Consider the following 19,005-nt stretch of genomic DNA (forward strand, 5'->3'; position numbering starts at 1 on the left):
AGTTATTCTATAATTCTATTTCATCAACATCTACCCAATTTTTCTTTTCTACAACAGTTCCTTTATCTAAAATAACAACACCTGGATTTCCTCTAATAATCGTTTTAAGGGTTGTTTCATCACAGAATAAAAAATCGAAAGGCAAGTCATACTTTTCCTTTGCTAAAATTAAATCATCAGAAAAAGAAGCCGAAACTCCATAAACTGTATATCCTTTTGCTTTCGCTTTTGTAGCAATATCTTTAATTGCTGGAAAACCGTTTTCATCAGCTTTGTCTAAATTATAAATAATTACCAACATTACTTTTTCCTTCTTTAATAATTCTGGTGCTAAATCTGCTTGTTCATCCTCTAACATAAAATCATGCACTGGCGGTATACTGCCATCTTTAGGATATACCATTCCTTCCGGAATATTCTTACCAATTGCATAGGCTCTAAAATCTATAATTGGCAAGTGCGTTAATACATGTTGCACAATAAAAAGGAAAGCTGCCAATGATAAAAACGTAATTACTTTCGGAATTTTACCTCCAAAAATAGGTTTCACATATTTTACGCCTACTACTAAAATAAGCACTAACGCAATTAAAATAACGTTTTTATAGAAGGTGCCCCAAGTAGATAATTTCACAGCATCTCCAAAACAACCACAATCTGTAACTTTATCATAATAAGCAGAATACCAAGTTAAAAACAAGAAAACAAGTGTTAATAAGAATAAACTCCAAACAGTTAATTTAGATTTATATCCGATTAAAACCATCACTCCCAACAATATTTCTGCTACAATTAAAACAATTGAAAAAGGTAATGCATACGGAATTAAAAACTCCATATTTAAAACACTTTCAGAAAAGTATTCTTCAAATTTGTATTGAGAACCTATTGGATCTACCAATTTTACAAAGCCCGAAAATATAAATAAGGCTCCTACTATAATTCTTGCTAATTGTACTAATATTTTCTGTATCATGGTTTTCTACTTTTATAATTGTGCTTTTTATCATTTACCGTTAAATAATAAATTGCGAAAAATAATCTTCTTTTTATTCCTTTAAATTCTTTTTTTTCAAATTGATAAAATACGGTTGATTGCACTCCAAAAGAAATTTCATTTGACATATAAAACAGATCATAAAAATCTCTAAATAAAACATCTTCCTTTTTTAAACTCTTTAAAAACAAGATATATTTTCCAAACAAATTCAAATCATAAGATTTTTCTGTAACTTCTGTATCTAAATCAAAACCATCAAAATAAGTCTTGTCAATCCAAATTTCTTTAAAAAATAGGCTATCTATTTTTGAGTACAATTTTTGCTGTAATTTATAGTCTATTGGAAGCTCCAATTCTTTATTCCCATAAACTGCACTTGTTATCGTATTCTTATTATATTCATAATAACAATCAACTTTAGGTCTACTTTTATCTAAACAGATTTCGCTTTCAAAAAAATTCACAATCATTGATAAATCCTCTAACTCTTCATCAATAAAAAATTCTGACATAGATTTATCAGCTTTCATTTCTCTATAAGTAGACGATTCTTGGCTAGAACAATTTGTATAAAATAAAATGGCAAGTAAAAAAACTACCTTTTTCATATAAATTTACTCTGCTAAATGAATCATTGCAAAAATTGCATAATTAATCATGTCTTGGTAGTTGGCATCGATCCCCTCAGAAACCAATGTTTTCCCTTTATTATCTTCAATTTGTTTCACGCGTAATAATTTCTGTAAAATCAAATCTGTTAAGCTAGAAACACGCATATCTCTCCAAGCTTCACCATAATCATGATTTTTATTCATCATTAATTCTTTGGTAATTTTAGCATGTTTGTCATACAAAACAGTTGCTTCTTCAGTATTCAAATCAGGGTTTGCAACGACTCCATTTTCTAACTGAATTAACGCCATTATAGAATAATTGATGATTCCAATAAACTCAGATTTCTCTCCTTCATCAACTTTTCTTACGTCGTTTTCTTGTAATTGACGAATTCTTTGCGCCTTAATAAATATTTGATCGGTTAAAGATGGTAAACGTAAAATTCGCCATGCAGAACCATAATCACTCATTTTTTTTATAAATAAACTTCTGCATTCTTCAATTACAGCATCATATTGTTTAGATGTATCTTGCATTCTATCTTGTTAAAAAGTATTTGTTCAAAAATACTAAATCCTATAGGCATTTCATTTATTTTTGTCAAAGAATTTTAAAACTCACTAAGTTGAAAAAAATTGTTGTCTTTTGTGGCTCAAGCCTAGGTTTTAACCCTATTTATAAAGAAGCTGCTGTAGCATTAGGAAATCATTTTGTAACCCACAAAATTGGTTTGGTATATGGAGGTGGAAAAATTGGTATGATGGGCGCAATTGCTGATACTATTCTTTCTAAAAATGGTGAAGTTATTGGCGTAATTCCTCAATTATTAGAAAAAGAAGAAGTTATACATTCTGGAGTAGAAGAAATGATTGTTTGCAAAACAATGAGCGAACGTAAAGTAATAATGAGCCAATTAGTAGATGGTTATATCACACTTCCTGGAGGTTTTGGTACCTTAGATGAATTGTTTGAAGCACTTACTTTAGGTCAGCTTTTTATTGAACAAAAACCAGTAGGACTTTTAAATATTAATGGTTTTTTTGATGCTGTTATACTGCAACTAGATAAAATGATTGAAGAAGGTTTTTTAAAACAAACCAATAGAGATATGTTAATCATAGGTACTTCTGTAGAAGGTTTAATGCAAAAAATGGAAGCTTACGAAACTCCAAAAATGAGTCATGTAATTAATAAAGTAGTTAGTTAAATGACCATAAATTGCAAAGGTACTTTAGTAGATTTAGCTTCTCCACAAGTAATGGGGATTTTAAATATTACCCCAGATTCTTTCTTTGACGGCGGTAAATATAAAAACGAAACCGACATTCTTTCTCAAGTAGAAAAAATGCTTTTAGACGGCGCAACTTTTATAGATGTTGGTGCCTACTCTTCTAGACCTGGTGCAAAACATATTTCCGAAGAAGAAGAATTACAACGAATTGTTCCGGTAATTAATTTATTGGTCAAAAATTTTCCGGAAATTATTATTTCTGTAGATACTTTTAGAAGTAAAATTGCTCAAGAAACTATAAATGCAGGTGCAGCAATTGTAAACGATATTTCTGGCGGAAAAATGGATGCTAATATGTTTGCAACCGTTGCCAACTTACAAGTTCCGTATATTTTAATGCACATGTTAGGTACGCCACAAAACATGCAGAAAAATCCTATTTATACAGACGTAACCAAAGAAATTATTTCTTTTTTTGCCGAACAAATTTATAAATTACATCAACTTAAATTAAACGACATTATTATAGATGTTGGGTTCGGATTTGGTAAAACTAACACTCATAATTTTGAAATCTTAAAGAATTTAGCACTTTTTAAAAGTTTAGAGGCACCCATTTTAGCCGGAATTTCGCGTAAATCTATGTTGTATAAAACGTTGGATATTTCTGCGCAAGAAGCCTTAAACGCTACCACTTCTGCAAACACTATTGCCCTTTTAAATGGTGCAAACATTTTACGTGTACACGATGTAAAAGAAGCTGTAGAAGCTGTTAAAATTGTAAATCAGCTTTCTTTTTAGAAGCTATTTCTCGCTTTCCACTATATCTTTTTGCTGAAAAAGCAAAAAGGATGCCGCTTCAATCGAGGCTAGACTTGTTTGCTAACAGATAACTTAAATAAAATAAGCTTGTCATTTCTAAATGAGCTTTTTCAGTAATTGAAAAATCTCATCATTTAACAAACAGGTTGCTTCGTTTACCTACTTGCAAAGACAATACTAAAATACTTGGCATTCTTTTTGTTAAATAAATGTTAACGTCAAATAACTACCTAGTCAAACTTTAATAAATCAATTCGAAATAATTCGGATTGAAAATCCATTTATTAACTTTAAAAACTAGGAATTATGAGTAGAAAAGAAACTCCAGAAATTAATGCCGGTTCCATGGCAGACATTGCATTTTTATTATTAATCTTTTTTTTGGTAACCACAACAATGAGTGTTGATGCCGGAATTTCCAAAAAAATTCCACAAAAACAAGAAAACCCCACAGATATTGACATCAATGAAAGAAATATCCTTGAGGTAAACATCAACAAAAACAATGAACTATTTGTAGATGGAAAAACGATTGAATTAAAAGAACTGAAACAGATTGCTGTCAATTTTATAGACAATGGTGGTGGATTAGACATCAACAAAAATAATTGTAATTGGTGCAATGGAAGCAAAAACCCATCCTCTTCAGACCATCCCACAAAAGCAATAATCACTATAAAAACAGATCGGTTAACTACTTATAAAACCTATATCTCTTCCTTAGACATTTTAAATTCAGCCTATACACATTTACGAAACAAACTGTCTGTAAAATTATACAATCAGAATTATGCGAGTTTGTTAAATGCCTATAAAAATTCTAATAATAGTGATAAAAACATTCAAGAGAAAATAAAATTAATCCGAGAAAAATACCCTTTATTAGTATCAGACATAGAATTTGATAATTGATATTGCTGTCAGCAAATTTATTAGTAATTTAGCCTAAAATCAGTCAATTTTCATGTTCGATTTTATTGAATTTTCTTTATTAGATGCTTTAGACATTGTATTAGTTGCCACACTACTCTATTACATTTACAAGCTATTAAAAGGCACAGTTGCTATTAATATTGTAATTGGAATTGCGTTTATTTTCTTAATTTGGAAAATAACACAAGCTCTTAAAATGGAAATGCTGAGTGGTATTTTGGGATATCTACTTTCTGGTGGAGTTATTGCTCTTATCATTGTTTTTCAGCAAGAAATACGAAAATTCTTATTAATGATTGGTACAACAAACTTTACCAATAAACGAAGTTTTTTAAAACAGCTTAAATTTTTACATACAGAAATAGGTACTGAGATTGATACAGAGACAATTTTAGATGCATGTAAAAACATGGCTAAAACTAAAACGGGTGCTCTAATTGTTATTGAACGTACCAATGCTTTAGATTTTTTAATAAACACTGGAGACAGTATGAATGCTTTGGTAAATGTGGCTATTTTAGAAAGTGTATTCTATAAAAATAGTCCTTTACATGATGGGGCTTTAATTATTAGAGACAATTATATTGTGGCAACAAGAGTAATTTTACCTGTTTCCGACAGTACCAAAATTCCTTCTAGATTTGGATTAAGACATAGAGCTGCAATTGGTGTTTCGGAAAAAACAGATGCCGTTTGTTTATTAGTATCAGAAGAAACTGGGGAAATTTCTTATATAAAAGATGGTGGATTTGAGTTGTATTCTGATTTTAACGAACTGGATGAAAAACTAAAAAAAGATTTAATGTAAACTTATTAAACATTAAAAAAACACATAAAAAAAAGGTTCTCAAAATTGAGAACCTTTTTCTATTTATAATAAGTATTTTCTAGTTAGCTGATGCCATTTTTGATTGAATAGCGGCTAATACACTTTTGTATTTTTCTACTTCACTTTTGTCTAATGTAGAAGTTAATTTTTTTCCTTCTTTTAATAAAGAAGCTCCTTTAGATGCCATACCTGTAATTTTAACAAAATCACCCTTAGCTTCTATATAATTTTTAGCATATTGAGCATAACCTAATAGATTCTGTGTTACAGCCTCATTAGAAAAACTAGGAATTGTAACTCCTTCTACTGCAGAAGTTAACTCTTTACTAACTTCTTCTTCAATTTCTTCTTCATCAACTAACTCTAACTCTTCATTAACAACCGTTTCGGTTTCTACAATTACTTCTTTTACATCTTTCTTTTCAGATTTACAAGAAGAAAATATTAATGCTCCAATTACGAAAATTGATACTACGATTTTTTTCATTTTTTTTTTGATTTGTATTATTAGTATTACAAATGTATATCAAAAAAAATGATTTTAAGAAGCTTTCTGTATGCTAAATTGCTTGTCGTATAGGTTTTTATAATAACCTTTCTCTCTATCTAACAACTCATTATGAGTTCCTTCTTCCACAATTAACCCATTATCCATAACAATAATTTTATCCGCTTGTTTTATGGTTGCTAATCGATGTGCAATTACAATTGAAGTTCTACCTTTTGTAATGGTTTCTGTTGCATATTGAATCATTTGCTCTGCATGAGAATCAACAGAAGAAGTCGCTTCGTCTAAAATTAAAATACTTGGTTTACTTACATAAGCGCGTAAAAAAGCTATTAATTGTCGCTGACCAGAAGATAGCATAGCGCCACGTTCTTTTACATTGTATTGATAACCTCCCGGAAGTGTTATAATAAAATCATGAATTCCAATTTGTTTTGCTGCTTTTTCCACTTCTTCTAAAGTGATATTTTCATCTTTTAAAGTAATATTATTCAGAATTGAATCTGAAAACAAGAAGACATCCTGCAAAACGATAGCAACTTGGTTTCTTAAACTGTCTAAAGTATATTGATCTATAGAAACATCATCAACACAAATAGTACCACTATCTATTTCATAAAAACGGTTTATTAAGTTGATAATGGTAGATTTTCCAGCTCCTGTTGCGCCAACAATGGCTACCGTTTGTCCACTTTTCACATCCAAAGAAATTCCTTTTAAAACTTCTTCACCTTCTATATAACTGAATCTAACATCTTTTAAATTGATATTTCCTTTCAAGTTTCCAGCTGTAATTGTTCCGTTTTTAACAATACTACTGTGAGTATCTAAAACCTTAAAAACACGTTCTCCAGAAACAATACCCATTTGTAACTGGTTAAATTTATCTGCAATTTGACGTAAAGGTCTAAATAACATTTGTGCCATTTGCACAAAAGCCATCACCGTACCAGGACCTGGCACAGCACCTCCAATAATTTGTTTACTTCCAAACCAAACAATTAAACCAATACCAATAGATGATAAAATTTCTGCAATTGGAAAGAAAATAGAAAAGTACCAAATGGTTTTTACGTATGCTTCCTTATGTTTATTATTAATGTCATTAAAATTCTTATACTCTATTTTCTCTCTATTAAAGAGCTGCACAATCTTCATTCCAGTAACTCGCTCTTGCACAAATCCGTTTAAATTGGCTACTTGGTTTCTTACCTCTTGAAAAGTAGCTTTTATGGCTTTCTGAAAAACACTAGTAGCATAAATTAAAATAGGTAAAACAGCTAGAGCTATTAAAGCTAGTTTCCAATTAAAATAAAACATTAACGCAGCTACAGCAAACATTTGTAAAACATCACTTACTATGGTAAAAACACCACTACTAAAAAAAGCTGCAATAGTCTCTATATCAGAAACGACTCTTGTAACTAATTTACCCACAGAATTCTTATCGAAATAAGACATTTTAAACTGTAAAATGTGTCTAAAAGTTTTTGCTCTAATATCTCTGATTATATGCTGACCAACCCAATTTGCAAAATAAATAAAAGTAAAACGCAATAGCACTTCTACAAGCACAATTACAAACATTAAGATGATATTATTGATAAGCCCTTGTGCATCTTTTTCTGTGATGTACTTATCTACAGTTTCTTTTATTAAATAAGGATTTAATAACGCCACAAGCGATAATAGAATTGTAGAAAAAACAGCTATAAAAAAATTTAACTTATAGCGTTTTGCAAAAGACATGAGTCTTAAAAAGATTTGTAAATCAAATGCATTTCCTGTTTTACCTGCCAAAACTTAGTATTTTATATTTGTTAAAAACAATCCTTTTGCCGGAACTGATAACCCTGCATTGCTTCTATTTTTACTCTCAATAATTTTTCTAAAATCTTCTTTTGATATTTTTTCCAGTCCAACATCAACTAAAGTACCAACAATGGCTCTCACCATATTTCTTAAAAAACGATTTGCTGTTATATAAAACACCAATTCCTGTCCGTTCTGTTTCCAAACAGCTTCAGTAACATCACAATTATAGGTATATACATCTGTTTTTACTTTAGAAAAAGTTTGAAAATCTGTATATTCTAACAATAGTTTTGCAGCGTCATTCATTAAATCTAAATTTAAATCTTGTGAATGTATTTGCCACGAAAAATCTAATAAAAAAGGATTTCTACCCATCCATATTTTATATTCATAACTTCTGCTAATTGCTCCAAAACGCGCATGTTTTTCATCATCAACAGCAAACACATTATAGACTACAATATCCATAGGAAGTAATGAGTTTAACTTGTGCGGAATATCTCCTTTTAATGTTTTTTCTATATCAAAATGAGCAAACATTTGCGAAGCATGTACTCCGGTATCTGTTCTACCTGCTCCTACAACTTCAATTTTTTCTTGAAATATAGTACTAACCGCTTTGTTTAATTTTTCTTGAACAGAGATTACATCTGGCTGAATTTGCCAACCATGATAATTTTTTCCGTTATAAGAAAGTTCTATAAAATACCTCAAGAAAGTCTGTTTTTGTAGTCGTCAAAATTACGCAATTTATTTTGTTATGATTACATTTGATGCTAATATCAAATAAACATCAAAATAATCGATTAAATCCGTTTCTTTCTCCTTAATATTTTAATATAAAATAGAACCATAACTAAGGCTATGATTATATTTTCTATTTCATATTAAGAAAAAATAATTCAAATTTATTATCAATCATTTTAAAATTTATTTGATGCTAATTGAGACGTTAAACTTTTCTAACTATTTCTTTTTATGAAGAAAATATTATTATTATCTGATACCCACAGCTTTATTGATGCCCAAATATTAAAGTTTGTAAAACAAGCAGATGAAGTTTGGCATGCCGGAGATATTGGAAATTTAGAAGTTACCGACACTATAAAAAAACTGAAACCTTTACGAGCTGTTTTTGGCAATATTGATGGATCTAATGCTAGATCTGAATTCCCTTTAGACGCAAAATTTGAAGTTGAAAATGTTTCTGTTTGGATTACACATATTGGAGGATACCCTAATAGGTATGACCAGAGAATTCGTGAAGAAATAAAAATAAATCCTCCAAAAATTTTTATCTCAGGGCATTCTCATATTTTAAAAGTACAATATGATAAGAAACTAAATTTATTACATTTAAACCCTGGGGCAGCGGGAAATCATGGTTTTCACAAAGTAAGAACCATGTTGCGTTTTACCTTAGAAAAAGGAAACGTACAAGATCTAGAAATTATAGAATTAGCTAAACGTGGTTAATTTGTTCTTTTTCTAAAATTGGCAAAATAACTTTAATAACAGTACCATTCTTAGGCGAAGTATCTATATGGAATTCTCCTTGCATCATTTGTATTCTTGCATCAATTTGATTTAACCCGAGTCCTTCTTTTTTTACTATCTTTTTTTTATCAAACCCAACACCATCATCAGAAATTCTTAAATACAACTTGCCATCGGCTTCATCTAGCTTAATCATTGCCTTTTCTGCCTTACTATGCTTTAAAATATTATTAATAAATTCTTGAATAATATTATATACTTTTATTTCAAAATTTTGTTCATACCTCCTTATTTCCCCTACTCTTGTATCAATCTTAATTTGAGAATTAGAATATTTATCTGCCATATCTTTTAAGGCATATTTTAAACCAAATTTTAACAATACAGACGAAACTAGGGTATGAGATAAATCTCTTATAGTTTGAGATGCCTCCTTAATAATGTGTTGAGTCTTATCTATTTCTATAGGAATATCTCCTTTAAACAAACCTCTTGCTGCTTGTAAATGAAGGTTTGAAGATGATAAAAGAGCACTTACACTGTCGTGTAAAGTTTCTGCTATTTGTTTTCGCTCTGATTCTTTACCATCTATAGTAGCATTTAAAATTCTTACTTGAGCATCTGATTTTATTTTTTCTAAATCTTGAAGCTGTACCAACTGTGTTTGCGATAATTGTAAACGTAAATTTTTCTGTCGAAGTTTATAATAATTCAATACAAATAATAACGTAATAATTATAATTAAACCTCCTATACCAAAAGACCAGAACGTTCTTTGATTTTTAAGACGTTTATTTTCTTCCTCTTTTAAAACTAATTTTTTAACAGCATCAACATCATATTCTGCATTAATTTTTTTAACGATTGCTCTAAATTCAGCTTCTCTTAAACCATCTTTTATACCGTAGGACCTTTCTTGAAATTCATACGCTTTATAATCTTTTAATTTATACATAGACCAAGATAGGTTTGCATATAAACTTGCTTTAAATCTTATTGCTTTCGCACTATTATCATTCTTTATTAATTCTAATCCTTCTAAATAAGTCTTTTTAGCCAACTTATAATCTTCTTGAATTAAATAGATACTAGCTAAATTACCTAACCCCGCAGCTTGGTTAATCTTATCATTTTTAGACTTATGAATACTTATGGATAGATTTGCATACTTTTCCGCCAAATCATATAAGGAATCATTTATATAAAAAGCTGATAAATTACTGTATGCTTTCGCTTTCTCTCCTAAAACATCATCACTTACACCATTAAAATCAATAACTTTTCCATAAAAATACAAAGTACTATCTCTATACTTTTTTAATTGCTCTTTATCTTTTAGATGCTCTCTTTCTTTAAGTTTGTGATAAGAACTACCTAAACGAAAATAATTTTGAATTAAAAATTTTTTATTAAAATTATGGTTATTACCATCTAACAAGATAGAGTCTTTTAGAATATCATTTACATTAACTCTAAAATATTTAATTCCAACTTTAAAGCTTAATGTTTCGTAAAAAACATTACCTATTAAATAGTTTGTTTTGTAAAAAATTTGATTATTTTTTTTTGAGCTATCTAATAAGATAAAAGCTTCTTTTAATGCTAAATCAAATTTTTTCTCCTCATATAATTTAGTAACATTTCGAAAACTTTTATTTAAAAGACTATCATTTAATTGTATATCAAAAGAAGCTGTATGTAATACAGCTTCTTTTTTATTGGATAGTGTCTTAAATACAACTACCAAAAAAAACATTAAAAATATTTTATTTAAAGTTTTCAATATTTATTATATTATTATTACCTCAGGTCTTCTTTCTTTTGTAAAAACATACCCATCATCTTCACCATTTGATTTGGCAGAAATATTATCATCTTCACGAATATGATTTACAAAATCTATTTTTAACGCTTCACCATCTATTTTATCAAAAACTTTAGAGAAAGTAGTTTCATCAGACTTTCCTTCTTCTAAATGAACTTCATAAATATTTAACTCTTCATTAAAAACAAAATCTACTTTCACTTTATTATTTACACTAAAATTTAAAGTATATGTTCCATCTTCGTTTCCAGAAATACTATACTCAGATAACATATCTTCATTTTTAGTTTTAAAAAATTTAGCATCTTCATCTTTAATAGTAATTTGAGATTTCTTACTAGAATTAGTATCTACAAAACCTATTTTAAGCTGATTACCATCAATGGTAAAATCTTGAGTAACCTTACTGCTAAGTTTATTCTCTGCTGAATATAAATAAATATAATTTGTATTCGTAGACTCATCTACAACATTTTCAGTTGCTGCATTTGCATTTAAACTATAATCTAAAGAATATGTTCCATCAACATCTCTTTTAATTGTATGTGTTTTTAATAAATCTGTAGATTGTTCTTCTGGCAACACTGTTTCATTGAATGAGCAAGAAGTAAAAACTAATGTTAGCGAAACTACTGCTGCAAATAAGTTAAAATTTTTCATAAGGGAGATAATTAATATTATATTTAATTAGGGTTAACTATTCATATTTTTAGTAAGCTAGAATGCATGCAACAATTAGTATTCTTTGAATTAACTATTAAACTTTTTAGGGGATCGATTTATAAATAAATCAAAGTCTAATAGTTATTTATTTTAGGGGCATAAGAACTATACTATATTGTTTTTAACTGCATACATTGCCAAGCCTACTGCATTTTTTACTTTTAATTTTTTTAATAAACTTTTTCTATATGTTTCAATGGTGTTCCTACTAAGGTGCATTAAATCTGCCATCTCAATAGTACTGTACTCTTTTGTGATTAATTTTAAAACATCTAATTCTCTTTCCGTTAAACTTTCTAACAAGTATTTGTCTGGCACTTCTCCTTTAGGAACCATTTGACCGGATAAAGATTGTAATAACATTTTCTGAATATCATCACTAAAATATTGCTCGCCTTTTGCAACTGCTTTTATAGCATTTACAATATGTTCTCCAGCATTGTTTTTAGAGATATACCCATTAGAACCAAGAGATAAAACTTCTTGAACAATTTTAAGATCATCATAACTAGATAAAATAATAACTTTTTGGTCTATTTTTCTTTTTCTAAAGTGCTTTAAAACCTCAAAACCATCTAGAACTGGCATTGTAATATCTAATATTAAAACATCTGCCGAGTTTTCTTTTTGATCAAACCAATCAATTACTTCTTGTCCTGTTAAAGAATATCCTTTAATTTCAATCTCTTTATCAGTATTTATTACAGCGATGATGCCTTCAATTAAAATTTTGTGATCATCTGCTACGTGAACGTATATCTTTTCTTTCATTATTATATTACAAATTTAGAGTACAGTTTATAAACTTACAATACCCATTTTAGGTGAAATTTCAATCTCACTGTTTTCAGTGAACCCTCTCACTGAAAACAGTGAGACCACTATCTTATATAACTAGTTTACAACACATTAAACCCTCATAAGGTTATATTATTTAAGTTAATAAAAATACAAATTAAATATTCAAATTAGATTTAAACTCTAGAAAGATCTAGAAAACAAAAAACCGAGAAATAAATTCTCGGTTTTTTTTCGCACTAAATATACTAATATGATAGGTTTATCGCAATCTATCTACAGATTTCACAAGATCTTCATCCTTTTTAATAGCTTTATTTGCCAAAACAATAAGCAAAATAACTAAAATTGGTAAGAACATCCCAATACCCTTCTCCGAAATCGAAACTTCTCCAGGTAAAGTTAGAGATACATAAATCAATAATCCTAATAAAAAAAGATTGATCAAAATTACTAAACGCCCTACAACAAATTGTAACTTCCTATTTTTAAACAAAAAAATAGTTCCAAAAGATACGATTGCAGAAAGCAAATATAATAAAGGAATTACTTTTAAAAGCATAGAATCTCTAAAAAATAAATCCAAAGCAAAAATTTCTTCTTTAATAGTACTCCAAATATCAAATACAAATACCAATCCTCCAGAAACGGCGGCTGCTAACAATAAATAGATACTCTGTATTCGTTGAATCATATTAAAAAATAGAAATACAAAAGTAGAACTTTCTTTTTTAAAAAGAAAACCTAAAACTTAAAAATTTTGCATATATTTGTAATACAGTAACCACCTATTAAATATTGTATAGTACTATATACAATACATAAACTCTAAAAAAATTATAATTAATCTTATCTAAATAAGGTTTACAATTTAACTTAACATATAACGAATGTTCGAAATCTCAGAACTAAAAGCAAAAACACTTGCTGATTTACAAGTAATTGCAAAATCTATTGGTCTATCTAAGACGAGTCAACTTAAAAAATTAGATTTAGTGTATCAAATATTAGATACACAAGCTGCAAACCCTGTAGATACTTCTTCAACTCCTGTAACTGAAGTAAAAGAAAAAACAGAAAAACCTAAAAGAAAAAGAGTTTCTAAAGCTACTGATTCTGTAAAAGCACCAAGCGAAGCAGAAACTGAACAACCTACTTTAGATACACCTGAAAAAAAGGTAAAACAAGAAAAAACAATTCAACGTAAACCTAATCCTAGGAAACCAGTACAAAAAGAAACTGTACAAAAGGAAGTTGAAGCAGAGACAGAAACTAAACCAAAGGCAGCTAAAGAAATAGTTATTCAAAAAGTAGATAAACAGGAACCAAAACCTGCAAATACTCAAAATAAAACACAACCAAACAAGCCTCAACCAAAAACGAACGTTCCAAAGAAAAACCCTAACCAAACTAGAGACAAAAACAACTCTAATAGAAGTAATGGTAATAAATCTGGAAACCGTTATAAAGATCCCGATTTCGAATTTGATGGAATTATTGAAAGTGAAGGTGTATTAGAAATGATGCCTGATGGCTATGGTTTCTTACGTTCTTCTGACTATAACTACCTATCATCTCCAGATGATATTTATGTATCTCAATCTCAAATTAAATTATTTGGATTAAAAACAGGAGATACCGTTAGAGGAAATGTACGTCCACCAAAAGAAGGTGAAAAATATTTTCCTTTAATTAGAGTTTCTAAAATTAACGGATTAAACCCTAACTTAGTTAGAGACAGAGTTTCTTTTGAACACTTAACTCCGTTATTTCCTCAAGAAAAATTCAATTTAGCAGAAAAAGGAAGTTCTTTATCAACAAGAATTATCGATTTATTTTCTCCTTTAGGGAAAGGGCAACGTGGTATGATTGTAGCACAACCTAAAACTGGTAAAACCATGTTATTAAAGGATGTGGCAAATGCAATTGCAGCAAATCACCCAGAAGTTTATCAAATTGTTTTATTAATAGATGAACGTCCGGAAGAGGTTACAGACATGAAACGTAATGTACGTGGAGAGGTTGTTGCTTCTACTTTTGATGAACCTGCAGACAAACACGTAAAAGTGGCCAATATTGTTTTAGAAAAAGCAAAACGTTTGGTAGAATGTGGGCATGATGTTGTAATTCTATTAGATTCAATTACCCGTTTGGCAAGAGCTTACAATACCGTTGCACCAGCATCTGGTAAAATACTTTCTGGTGGTATCGATGCAAATGCTTTACACAAACCAAAACGTTTCTTTGGAGCAGCTAGAAACATAGAAAATGGTGGTTCTTTAACCATTATTGCTACTGCACTTACAGAAACTGGTTCTAAAATGGACGAAGTAATCTTCGAAGAATTTAAAGGAACAGGTAACATGGAACTTCAATTAGATAGAAATATCTCTAACAGACGTATTTATCCTGCTATCGACTTAATTAAATCTTCTACAAGACGTGATGATTTATTATTAGATGCTAAGACAGTACAAAGAATGTGGGTTTTACGTAAATATCTTGCAGACATGAACCCTATTGAAGCAATGGAATTTATCAATGATAAAATTAAATTCTCTAAGAATAATGATGAATTTTTAATCTCTATGAACGGTTAGAAGTAACCTTTAGATAAAAAATTATACTTTATAGAAAACCTTTTTGAGCAATCAAGAAGGTTTTTTTTATTAAAAGCAATTTCCTGATTGGAGTTTATCTTGAGCGTAATCGAAAGGCACTCGCTTTTAATATTCCAATAATAATGAGCTCAAACAAATGCTTCAATCAAGGCTAAACCTACTTGCTTTTATCATGACATAAACAAAGCAACAATTCACATCTAAATAGATTTACAAGATCTATTCAGCTAAATCTAAAGCATAAAAAATCCGTTCAAAAACTTGAACGGATTTTTATATTTTAAATAAAACTTATACTAGTTACTTCTGTATAAGTTTGATCTGTTATCTTCTATATCAGCAGCATTTTTAATTGCCTCATAAATTGCAAAAGTTTTTGTTTTTCTAGACTCAGCAATACTCTTTCTAGAAGTTTCATAGTTTGGTAAAGCAGTTGGCAACTCTTTGTTTGTTACAGCAAAAGCATACACACCTCTATTACCTTCTATATTTTTATAAACTTTATTAATTTCTGCGTTATACATAGCTCCTACAACCTTAGGCTCTGAACCAGCACCAGACAACGTAGGACTTTTTAAATTAATACCACTTGCATTTCTAACATTGGTATTGTTCTCTTTAGCGATATCTGCTAACGTACTTCCATTAAATTTATCTGCAATTAATTTAGCTTTCTTTTGGTTTACTAAAATAGGCTTTACAGTATTTGTTGCTTTAGCAGCAGACATTAATCCTTTTTCAGTTTTTGCCGTTACAAAAGCAACCACATGACTACCTTCTAAATCGAAACGCTTAAAATCTCCAGGTTTAGTATCATTACTAAAAGCCCAAGAAATAATTTGTCTTTGGTTTCCTAAACCAGGTACATTTTCGTCTAAAACTTTTAAACCAATAGCAGGTTTTGTAACGTAATTATTTTCTTTTGCTACTTCAAAAAACTTTTTGTCTTTTGATGATGCTAAAGCAAATTGTTCTGATTTTTGAAAAATAGCATTTTCAGTAGCTTCAGAAGCTATTATCTGTCTACTATAAGTAGCTAGTTTTAAAGCTGTCTGGTTATTCTTTTGTCCATTAATCTTAATGATATGAAAACCAAATGGAGTTTCAACAACATCGATATCACCAGTATTACCTTCAAAAACAAAGTCTCTAAATTCAGGAGTCATTCTGTTATATGTAAACCAATCTAAATCTCCTCCTTTTGCTCCAGAACCAAGATCCGAAGACATTGTTTTAGCTAAGTCTTCAAATTTATTTTTGTTTCTTTTTACAACATTTAAAATACTATCAGCTAAAACCTTAGCTTCATCTTGTGTTCTTGTTACATCTGCAGCAACTCTTTGAGCTCCTATAAAAGGAATTAAAATATGACTTGCTCTAGCAGAGTCTGGCATAGTAGTTACATCAGTAATTTTAGATATTTTAAAATATCCTTGTTCTTTATAAGGACCAAAAACATCACCTTTAGTACCTTTAAAGATTTCTGAAGCTACTGTTGCATTAATCTCTTTTTGAAATTTAAAACTATCATCAATACTAGTATCAGAATCATTTTCGCTTAAAAACACACTTTCATTAGAAGTATTTTTAAAATCTTCAATTAATTCAGCAACACTAGCTTTAATAGCATTTTCATCTTCTGTTGTAGCAGCAATATTAAACTGTACATAAGAAATATCTCTAGACTCTTCTACTTTAAAATCGTTAGAGTTTGCTTTTATATAAGATTCTATTTCTCCTTTAGAAACTTTAACTAAACTATCTGCAATTGAAGTATAAGGAACAAATACAAATTGAGAAGTTAATTTAGTATTATCTGCAAAATACTGAGACTCTCCTTCTTTTAAAGAAGCTCCAAGACCTGCAGTAACTAAATTATTGTACGTATTTCTTTCTCCATTATCTCTAATTTGAGTCATGTAGTTGGACCAAGCTCCCCACATTTCTGGATTATTTAATTTTGTGTCTGCTAAAAATTGTTTGAATTTAACTTCATCAAAAAATCCTACTTCATTTTGAAATTGAGGATTGTCTTTTACAGAAGGAGCGTTAATTACTTCATTCCATACATCTGCTTCACCAACGGTAATTCCTGCTTCTGATAATTGATTTTGGTAGATTTTTTTTCTAACAATATTATCCCAAACATTTTTAGAGGCTTGCATTTCAGTAACACCGCTACCAACTTGTTGCTTATAGGCTTCCAACTCTCCTGTAAACTCTTGTAAAGAGATACTCTCTCCATTTATTTCACCTACTTGATTTACTTTACTTGAATCGAAAAAATCACCTAAAGTAGATGGGTCCAATACAAAAGCAAAAAGTGCTAAACCAATTATAATGATTAAGAACATTGAACGTTCTCTAATTTTTGATAAAATTGCCATACGAATTTATTTAATTTTCAGTTTGCGAATATACGATTTGGGATTTAATATTGCAATCGATTTTATACTTATTAGTAGTAATTAAATTGGCTTATAAATAGTTCTAAAAACAAAGAGAATTATTAAGCATCTTCATCTACTATTTTTAAGCGTACTTCTTCTATTTTTGCACTACTCATTTTTAAGATTTTAATTTCAAAATCTTCAATATCAACTACTTCATTTTCCTTAGGAATACTTTCTGTTTGCTCTATAATAAAGCCTCCTAAAGTTTCATAAGCTTCAGATTTTGGTATATTCAAACTGTACTCTTCATTCAAATAATCTACCTCTAATCTTGCAGAAAAATTAAATTCTGTTTCAGATATTTTCTTTTCTAAAAATTCTTGTGTATCGTGCTCGTCTTCAATTTCACCAAACAATTCTTCTACAATATCCTCTACGGTTATCATACCAGAAGTACCTCCATATTCATCAACAACAACAGCAACACTTTTACGTTTTTTCATTAAACTGTTTAAAATGTTGTTTATCATCATAGACTCTGGTACAATCTCTACTGGCAATAAAATAGATTTAATAGTCTTTGGTTTCTTAAATAATTCAAAAGCATTTACATACCCGATCACGTCATCTAAAGATGATTTGTAAACCAACACTTTAGACAATCCAGAATCTATAAAAATATTTTTTAAGTTCGCTACTTTTTCATGTAATTCAACCGCAACAATTTCGGTTCTAGGAACCATAACTTCTCTTGCTTTAACATTATGAAAGTCAAGTGCATTTTGAAAAATTTGTATTTCAGAATCTACTTCTTCATCATTGTTACCTGTTTCTAATTGCTCAGTAATATAGTAACCTAGTTCTTCTTTACTGAATTCCGTTTGCTGCTCTTCTGCATCTGTTTTAAAGAATACACGCAGAAAAAAATCTGAAATAAAAGAAATAATTTCAGAAAAAAAGTGAAATAAAACGTAAAAAAAATAGGCAGGTACAGCAAATAATTTTAAAACCTCATTTGCATAGATTCTAAAAATAGCTTTTGGTAAAAACTCAGCAGTAATTAGTATTATTATGGTAGATATAATTGTTTGTAAAAGAAGCGTAGTAAACTCATTATAGGTATTCAAGGGAAGAATTCTAATTAAGAACCCTCCCATATAATAACTGTAAATCACCAAAGAAATATTATTACCAACTAACATTGTAGTAATAAATTTTGATGATTTTTGAGTAATTTTATTAAGAACACTCGGTATAAAGCCTTCTCTTTTTTTCTCTAATTCTATGTGCAGCTTATTCGCAGAAACAAATGCTATTTCCATTCCCGAAAAGAAAGCGGAAAGAATAATAGAGGTCAATATTATGATAATTTCAATTTCCATTAAGAAATTTATA

The 19,005-nt window shown here is 29.3% G+C and carries 18 protein-coding genes; 6 read left to right on the forward strand and 12 right to left on the reverse strand.

The window, feature by feature from the left end; genetic code table 11:
- Positions 1–7: 7 nt before the first annotated feature.
- The 3 genes from GQS57_RS11985 to GQS57_RS11995 are packed head-to-tail and all read right to left on the reverse strand — an operon-like array spanning position 8 to position 2,151.
- Positions 8–976 (reverse strand): MauE/DoxX family redox-associated membrane protein, encoded by a 969-nt coding sequence (locus GQS57_RS11985; protein ID WP_165733085.1) that lies wholly within the window; start codon positions 974–976, stop codon positions 8–10.
- Positions 973–1,608: a hypothetical protein gene (locus tag GQS57_RS11990; protein WP_165733086.1), complete on the reverse strand. Its 636-nt coding sequence runs from the start codon at positions 1,606–1,608 to the stop codon at positions 973–975. Before GQS57_RS11990 ends, GQS57_RS11985 begins: the two co-directional genes overlap by 4 nt.
- Before the next feature lie 6 nt (positions 1,609–1,614).
- The gene (locus GQS57_RS11995) at positions 1,615–2,151 is read right to left on the reverse strand and encodes a DUF1599 domain-containing protein (RefSeq protein WP_165733087.1); all 537 of its coding nucleotides are present in this window, start codon (positions 2,149–2,151) and stop codon (positions 1,615–1,617) included.
- Positions 2,152–2,240: 89 nt separating this feature from the next.
- Here GQS57_RS11995 and GQS57_RS12000 point away from each other — a divergent pair, with 89 nt between their 5' ends.
- The 4 genes from GQS57_RS12000 to cdaA all read left to right on the forward strand — a co-directional run bounded on the left by GQS57_RS12000 (position 2,241) and on the right by cdaA (position 5,409).
- The gene (locus tag GQS57_RS12000) at positions 2,241–2,822 is read left to right on the forward strand and encodes a TIGR00730 family Rossman fold protein (protein WP_165733088.1); all 582 of its coding nucleotides are present in this window, start codon (positions 2,241–2,243) and stop codon (positions 2,820–2,822) included.
- Positions 2,823–3,647, forward strand: coding sequence for a dihydropteroate synthase (gene folP / locus GQS57_RS12005; protein WP_165733089.1), 825 nt, complete (start codon positions 2,823–2,825; stop codon positions 3,645–3,647).
- A 327-nt stretch (positions 3,648–3,974) separates the two neighbouring features.
- A complete protein-coding gene (locus GQS57_RS12010; RefSeq protein ID WP_165733090.1) occupies positions 3,975–4,580 on the forward strand; it encodes a biopolymer transporter ExbD in 606 nt (201 codons plus the stop codon).
- A 52-nt stretch (positions 4,581–4,632) separates the two neighbouring features.
- The gene (cdaA, locus tag GQS57_RS12015) at positions 4,633–5,409 is read left to right on the forward strand and encodes a diadenylate cyclase CdaA (RefSeq protein ID WP_165733091.1); all 777 of its coding nucleotides are present in this window, start codon (positions 4,633–4,635) and stop codon (positions 5,407–5,409) included.
- A 79-nt stretch (positions 5,410–5,488) separates the two neighbouring features.
- Here the strand turns inward: cdaA and GQS57_RS12020 are convergent, their stop codons facing one another.
- From GQS57_RS12020 to truA, 3 genes are read right to left on the reverse strand one after another with little or no spacing between them, the layout of a single operon-like run.
- The gene (locus GQS57_RS12020) at positions 5,489–5,917 is read right to left on the reverse strand and encodes a hypothetical protein (protein ID WP_165733092.1); all 429 of its coding nucleotides are present in this window, start codon (positions 5,915–5,917) and stop codon (positions 5,489–5,491) included.
- A gap of 54 nt (positions 5,918–5,971) precedes the next feature.
- The gene (locus GQS57_RS12025) at positions 5,972–7,738 is read right to left on the reverse strand and encodes an ABC transporter ATP-binding protein (RefSeq protein ID WP_165733093.1); all 1,767 of its coding nucleotides are present in this window, start codon (positions 7,736–7,738) and stop codon (positions 5,972–5,974) included.
- 3 nt (positions 7,739–7,741) lie between these two features.
- A complete protein-coding gene (gene truA / locus GQS57_RS12030) occupies positions 7,742–8,467 on the reverse strand; it encodes a tRNA pseudouridine(38-40) synthase TruA (RefSeq protein ID WP_165733094.1) in 726 nt (241 codons plus the stop codon).
- Between the two features lie 264 nt (positions 8,468–8,731).
- Here truA and GQS57_RS12035 point away from each other — a divergent pair, with 264 nt between their 5' ends.
- Entirely contained in the window at positions 8,732–9,229 is a 498-nt protein-coding gene (locus GQS57_RS12035; RefSeq protein WP_165733095.1) for a metallophosphoesterase, read from the forward strand.
- Here the strand turns inward: GQS57_RS12035 and GQS57_RS12040 are convergent.
- The 4 genes from GQS57_RS12040 to GQS57_RS12055 form a co-directional block, all read right to left on the reverse strand.
- Complete coding sequence (locus tag GQS57_RS12040; RefSeq protein ID WP_165733096.1) at positions 9,216–11,006, reverse strand: tetratricopeptide repeat-containing sensor histidine kinase; 1,791 nt, start codon at positions 11,004–11,006, stop codon at positions 9,216–9,218. The two genes, GQS57_RS12035 and GQS57_RS12040, sit on opposite strands and share 14 nt — an antisense overlap.
- A 33-nt stretch (positions 11,007–11,039) precedes the next feature.
- Positions 11,040–11,735, reverse strand: coding sequence for a hypothetical protein (locus GQS57_RS12045; RefSeq protein ID WP_165733097.1), 696 nt, complete (start codon positions 11,733–11,735; stop codon positions 11,040–11,042).
- A 168-nt stretch (positions 11,736–11,903) separates the two neighbouring features.
- A complete protein-coding gene (locus GQS57_RS12050) occupies positions 11,904–12,569 on the reverse strand; it encodes a response regulator transcription factor (RefSeq protein ID WP_165733098.1) in 666 nt (221 codons plus the stop codon).
- 289 nt (positions 12,570–12,858) lie between these two features.
- Positions 12,859–13,290 carry a DUF4293 domain-containing protein gene (locus tag GQS57_RS12055; RefSeq protein WP_165733099.1) on the reverse strand — a complete coding sequence of 144 codons (432 nt, stop codon included), beginning with the start codon at positions 13,288–13,290 and terminating at the stop codon, positions 12,859–12,861.
- Between the two features lie 196 nt (positions 13,291–13,486).
- Between GQS57_RS12055 and rho the strand changes: the two genes are divergently transcribed.
- The gene (rho, locus tag GQS57_RS12060) at positions 13,487–15,196 is read left to right on the forward strand and encodes a transcription termination factor Rho (protein ID WP_165733100.1); all 1,710 of its coding nucleotides are present in this window, start codon (positions 13,487–13,489) and stop codon (positions 15,194–15,196) included.
- Between the two features lie 317 nt (positions 15,197–15,513).
- Here the strand turns inward: rho and GQS57_RS12065 are convergent, their stop codons facing one another.
- Both GQS57_RS12065 and GQS57_RS12070 read right to left on the reverse strand, forming a co-directional pair.
- The gene (locus GQS57_RS12065) at positions 15,514–17,604 is read right to left on the reverse strand and encodes a peptidylprolyl isomerase (RefSeq protein WP_165733101.1); all 2,091 of its coding nucleotides are present in this window, start codon (positions 17,602–17,604) and stop codon (positions 15,514–15,516) included.
- 122 nt (positions 17,605–17,726) lie between these two features.
- Positions 17,727–18,992, reverse strand: a complete 1,266-nt coding sequence (locus GQS57_RS12070; protein WP_165733102.1) for a hemolysin family protein — start codon at positions 18,990–18,992, stop codon at positions 17,727–17,729.
- Positions 18,993–19,005: the final 13 nt, after the last annotated feature.

The organism is Polaribacter sp. 20A6 (assembly GCF_011378915.1).
Taxonomy (GTDB): Bacteria; Bacteroidota; Bacteroidia; order Flavobacteriales; family Flavobacteriaceae; genus Polaribacter; species Polaribacter sejongensis.

Coding starts and splice junctions, on each gene's coding strand:
- GQS57_RS12070 (WP_165733102.1), bottom strand. CDS start 18,992: ATGGAAATTGAAATTATCATAATATTGACCTCTATTATTCTTTCCGCT.
- cdaA (WP_165733091.1), top strand. CDS start 4,633: ATGTTCGATTTTATTGAATTTTCTTTATTAGATGCTTTAGACATTGTA.
- GQS57_RS12065 (WP_165733101.1), bottom strand. CDS start 17,604: ATGGCAATTTTATCAAAAATTAGAGAACGTTCAATGTTCTTAATCATT.
- GQS57_RS12050 (WP_165733098.1), bottom strand. CDS start 12,569: ATGAAAGAAAAGATATACGTTCACGTAGCAGATGATCACAAAATTTTA.
- GQS57_RS11985 (WP_165733085.1), bottom strand. CDS start 976: ATGATACAGAAAATATTAGTACAATTAGCAAGAATTATAGTAGGAGCC.
- GQS57_RS12055 (WP_165733099.1), bottom strand. CDS start 13,290: ATGATTCAACGAATACAGAGTATCTATTTATTGTTAGCAGCCGCCGTT.
- folP (WP_165733089.1), top strand. CDS start 2,823: ATGACCATAAATTGCAAAGGTACTTTAGTAGATTTAGCTTCTCCACAA.
- GQS57_RS12035 (WP_165733095.1), top strand. CDS start 8,732: ATGAAGAAAATATTATTATTATCTGATACCCACAGCTTTATTGATGCC.
- rho (WP_165733100.1), top strand. CDS start 13,487: ATGTTCGAAATCTCAGAACTAAAAGCAAAAACACTTGCTGATTTACAA.
- GQS57_RS12045 (WP_165733097.1), bottom strand. CDS start 11,735: ATGAAAAATTTTAACTTATTTGCAGCAGTAGTTTCGCTAACATTAGTT.
- GQS57_RS12010 (WP_165733090.1), top strand. CDS start 3,975: ATGAGTAGAAAAGAAACTCCAGAAATTAATGCCGGTTCCATGGCAGAC.
- GQS57_RS11990 (WP_165733086.1), bottom strand. CDS start 1,608: ATGAAAAAGGTAGTTTTTTTACTTGCCATTTTATTTTATACAAATTGT.
- GQS57_RS11995 (WP_165733087.1), bottom strand. CDS start 2,151: ATGCAAGATACATCTAAACAATATGATGCTGTAATTGAAGAATGCAGA.
- GQS57_RS12040 (WP_165733096.1), bottom strand. CDS start 11,006: ATGTTTTTTTTGGTAGTTGTATTTAAGACACTATCCAATAAAAAAGAA.
- GQS57_RS12020 (WP_165733092.1), bottom strand. CDS start 5,917: ATGAAAAAAATCGTAGTATCAATTTTCGTAATTGGAGCATTAATATTT.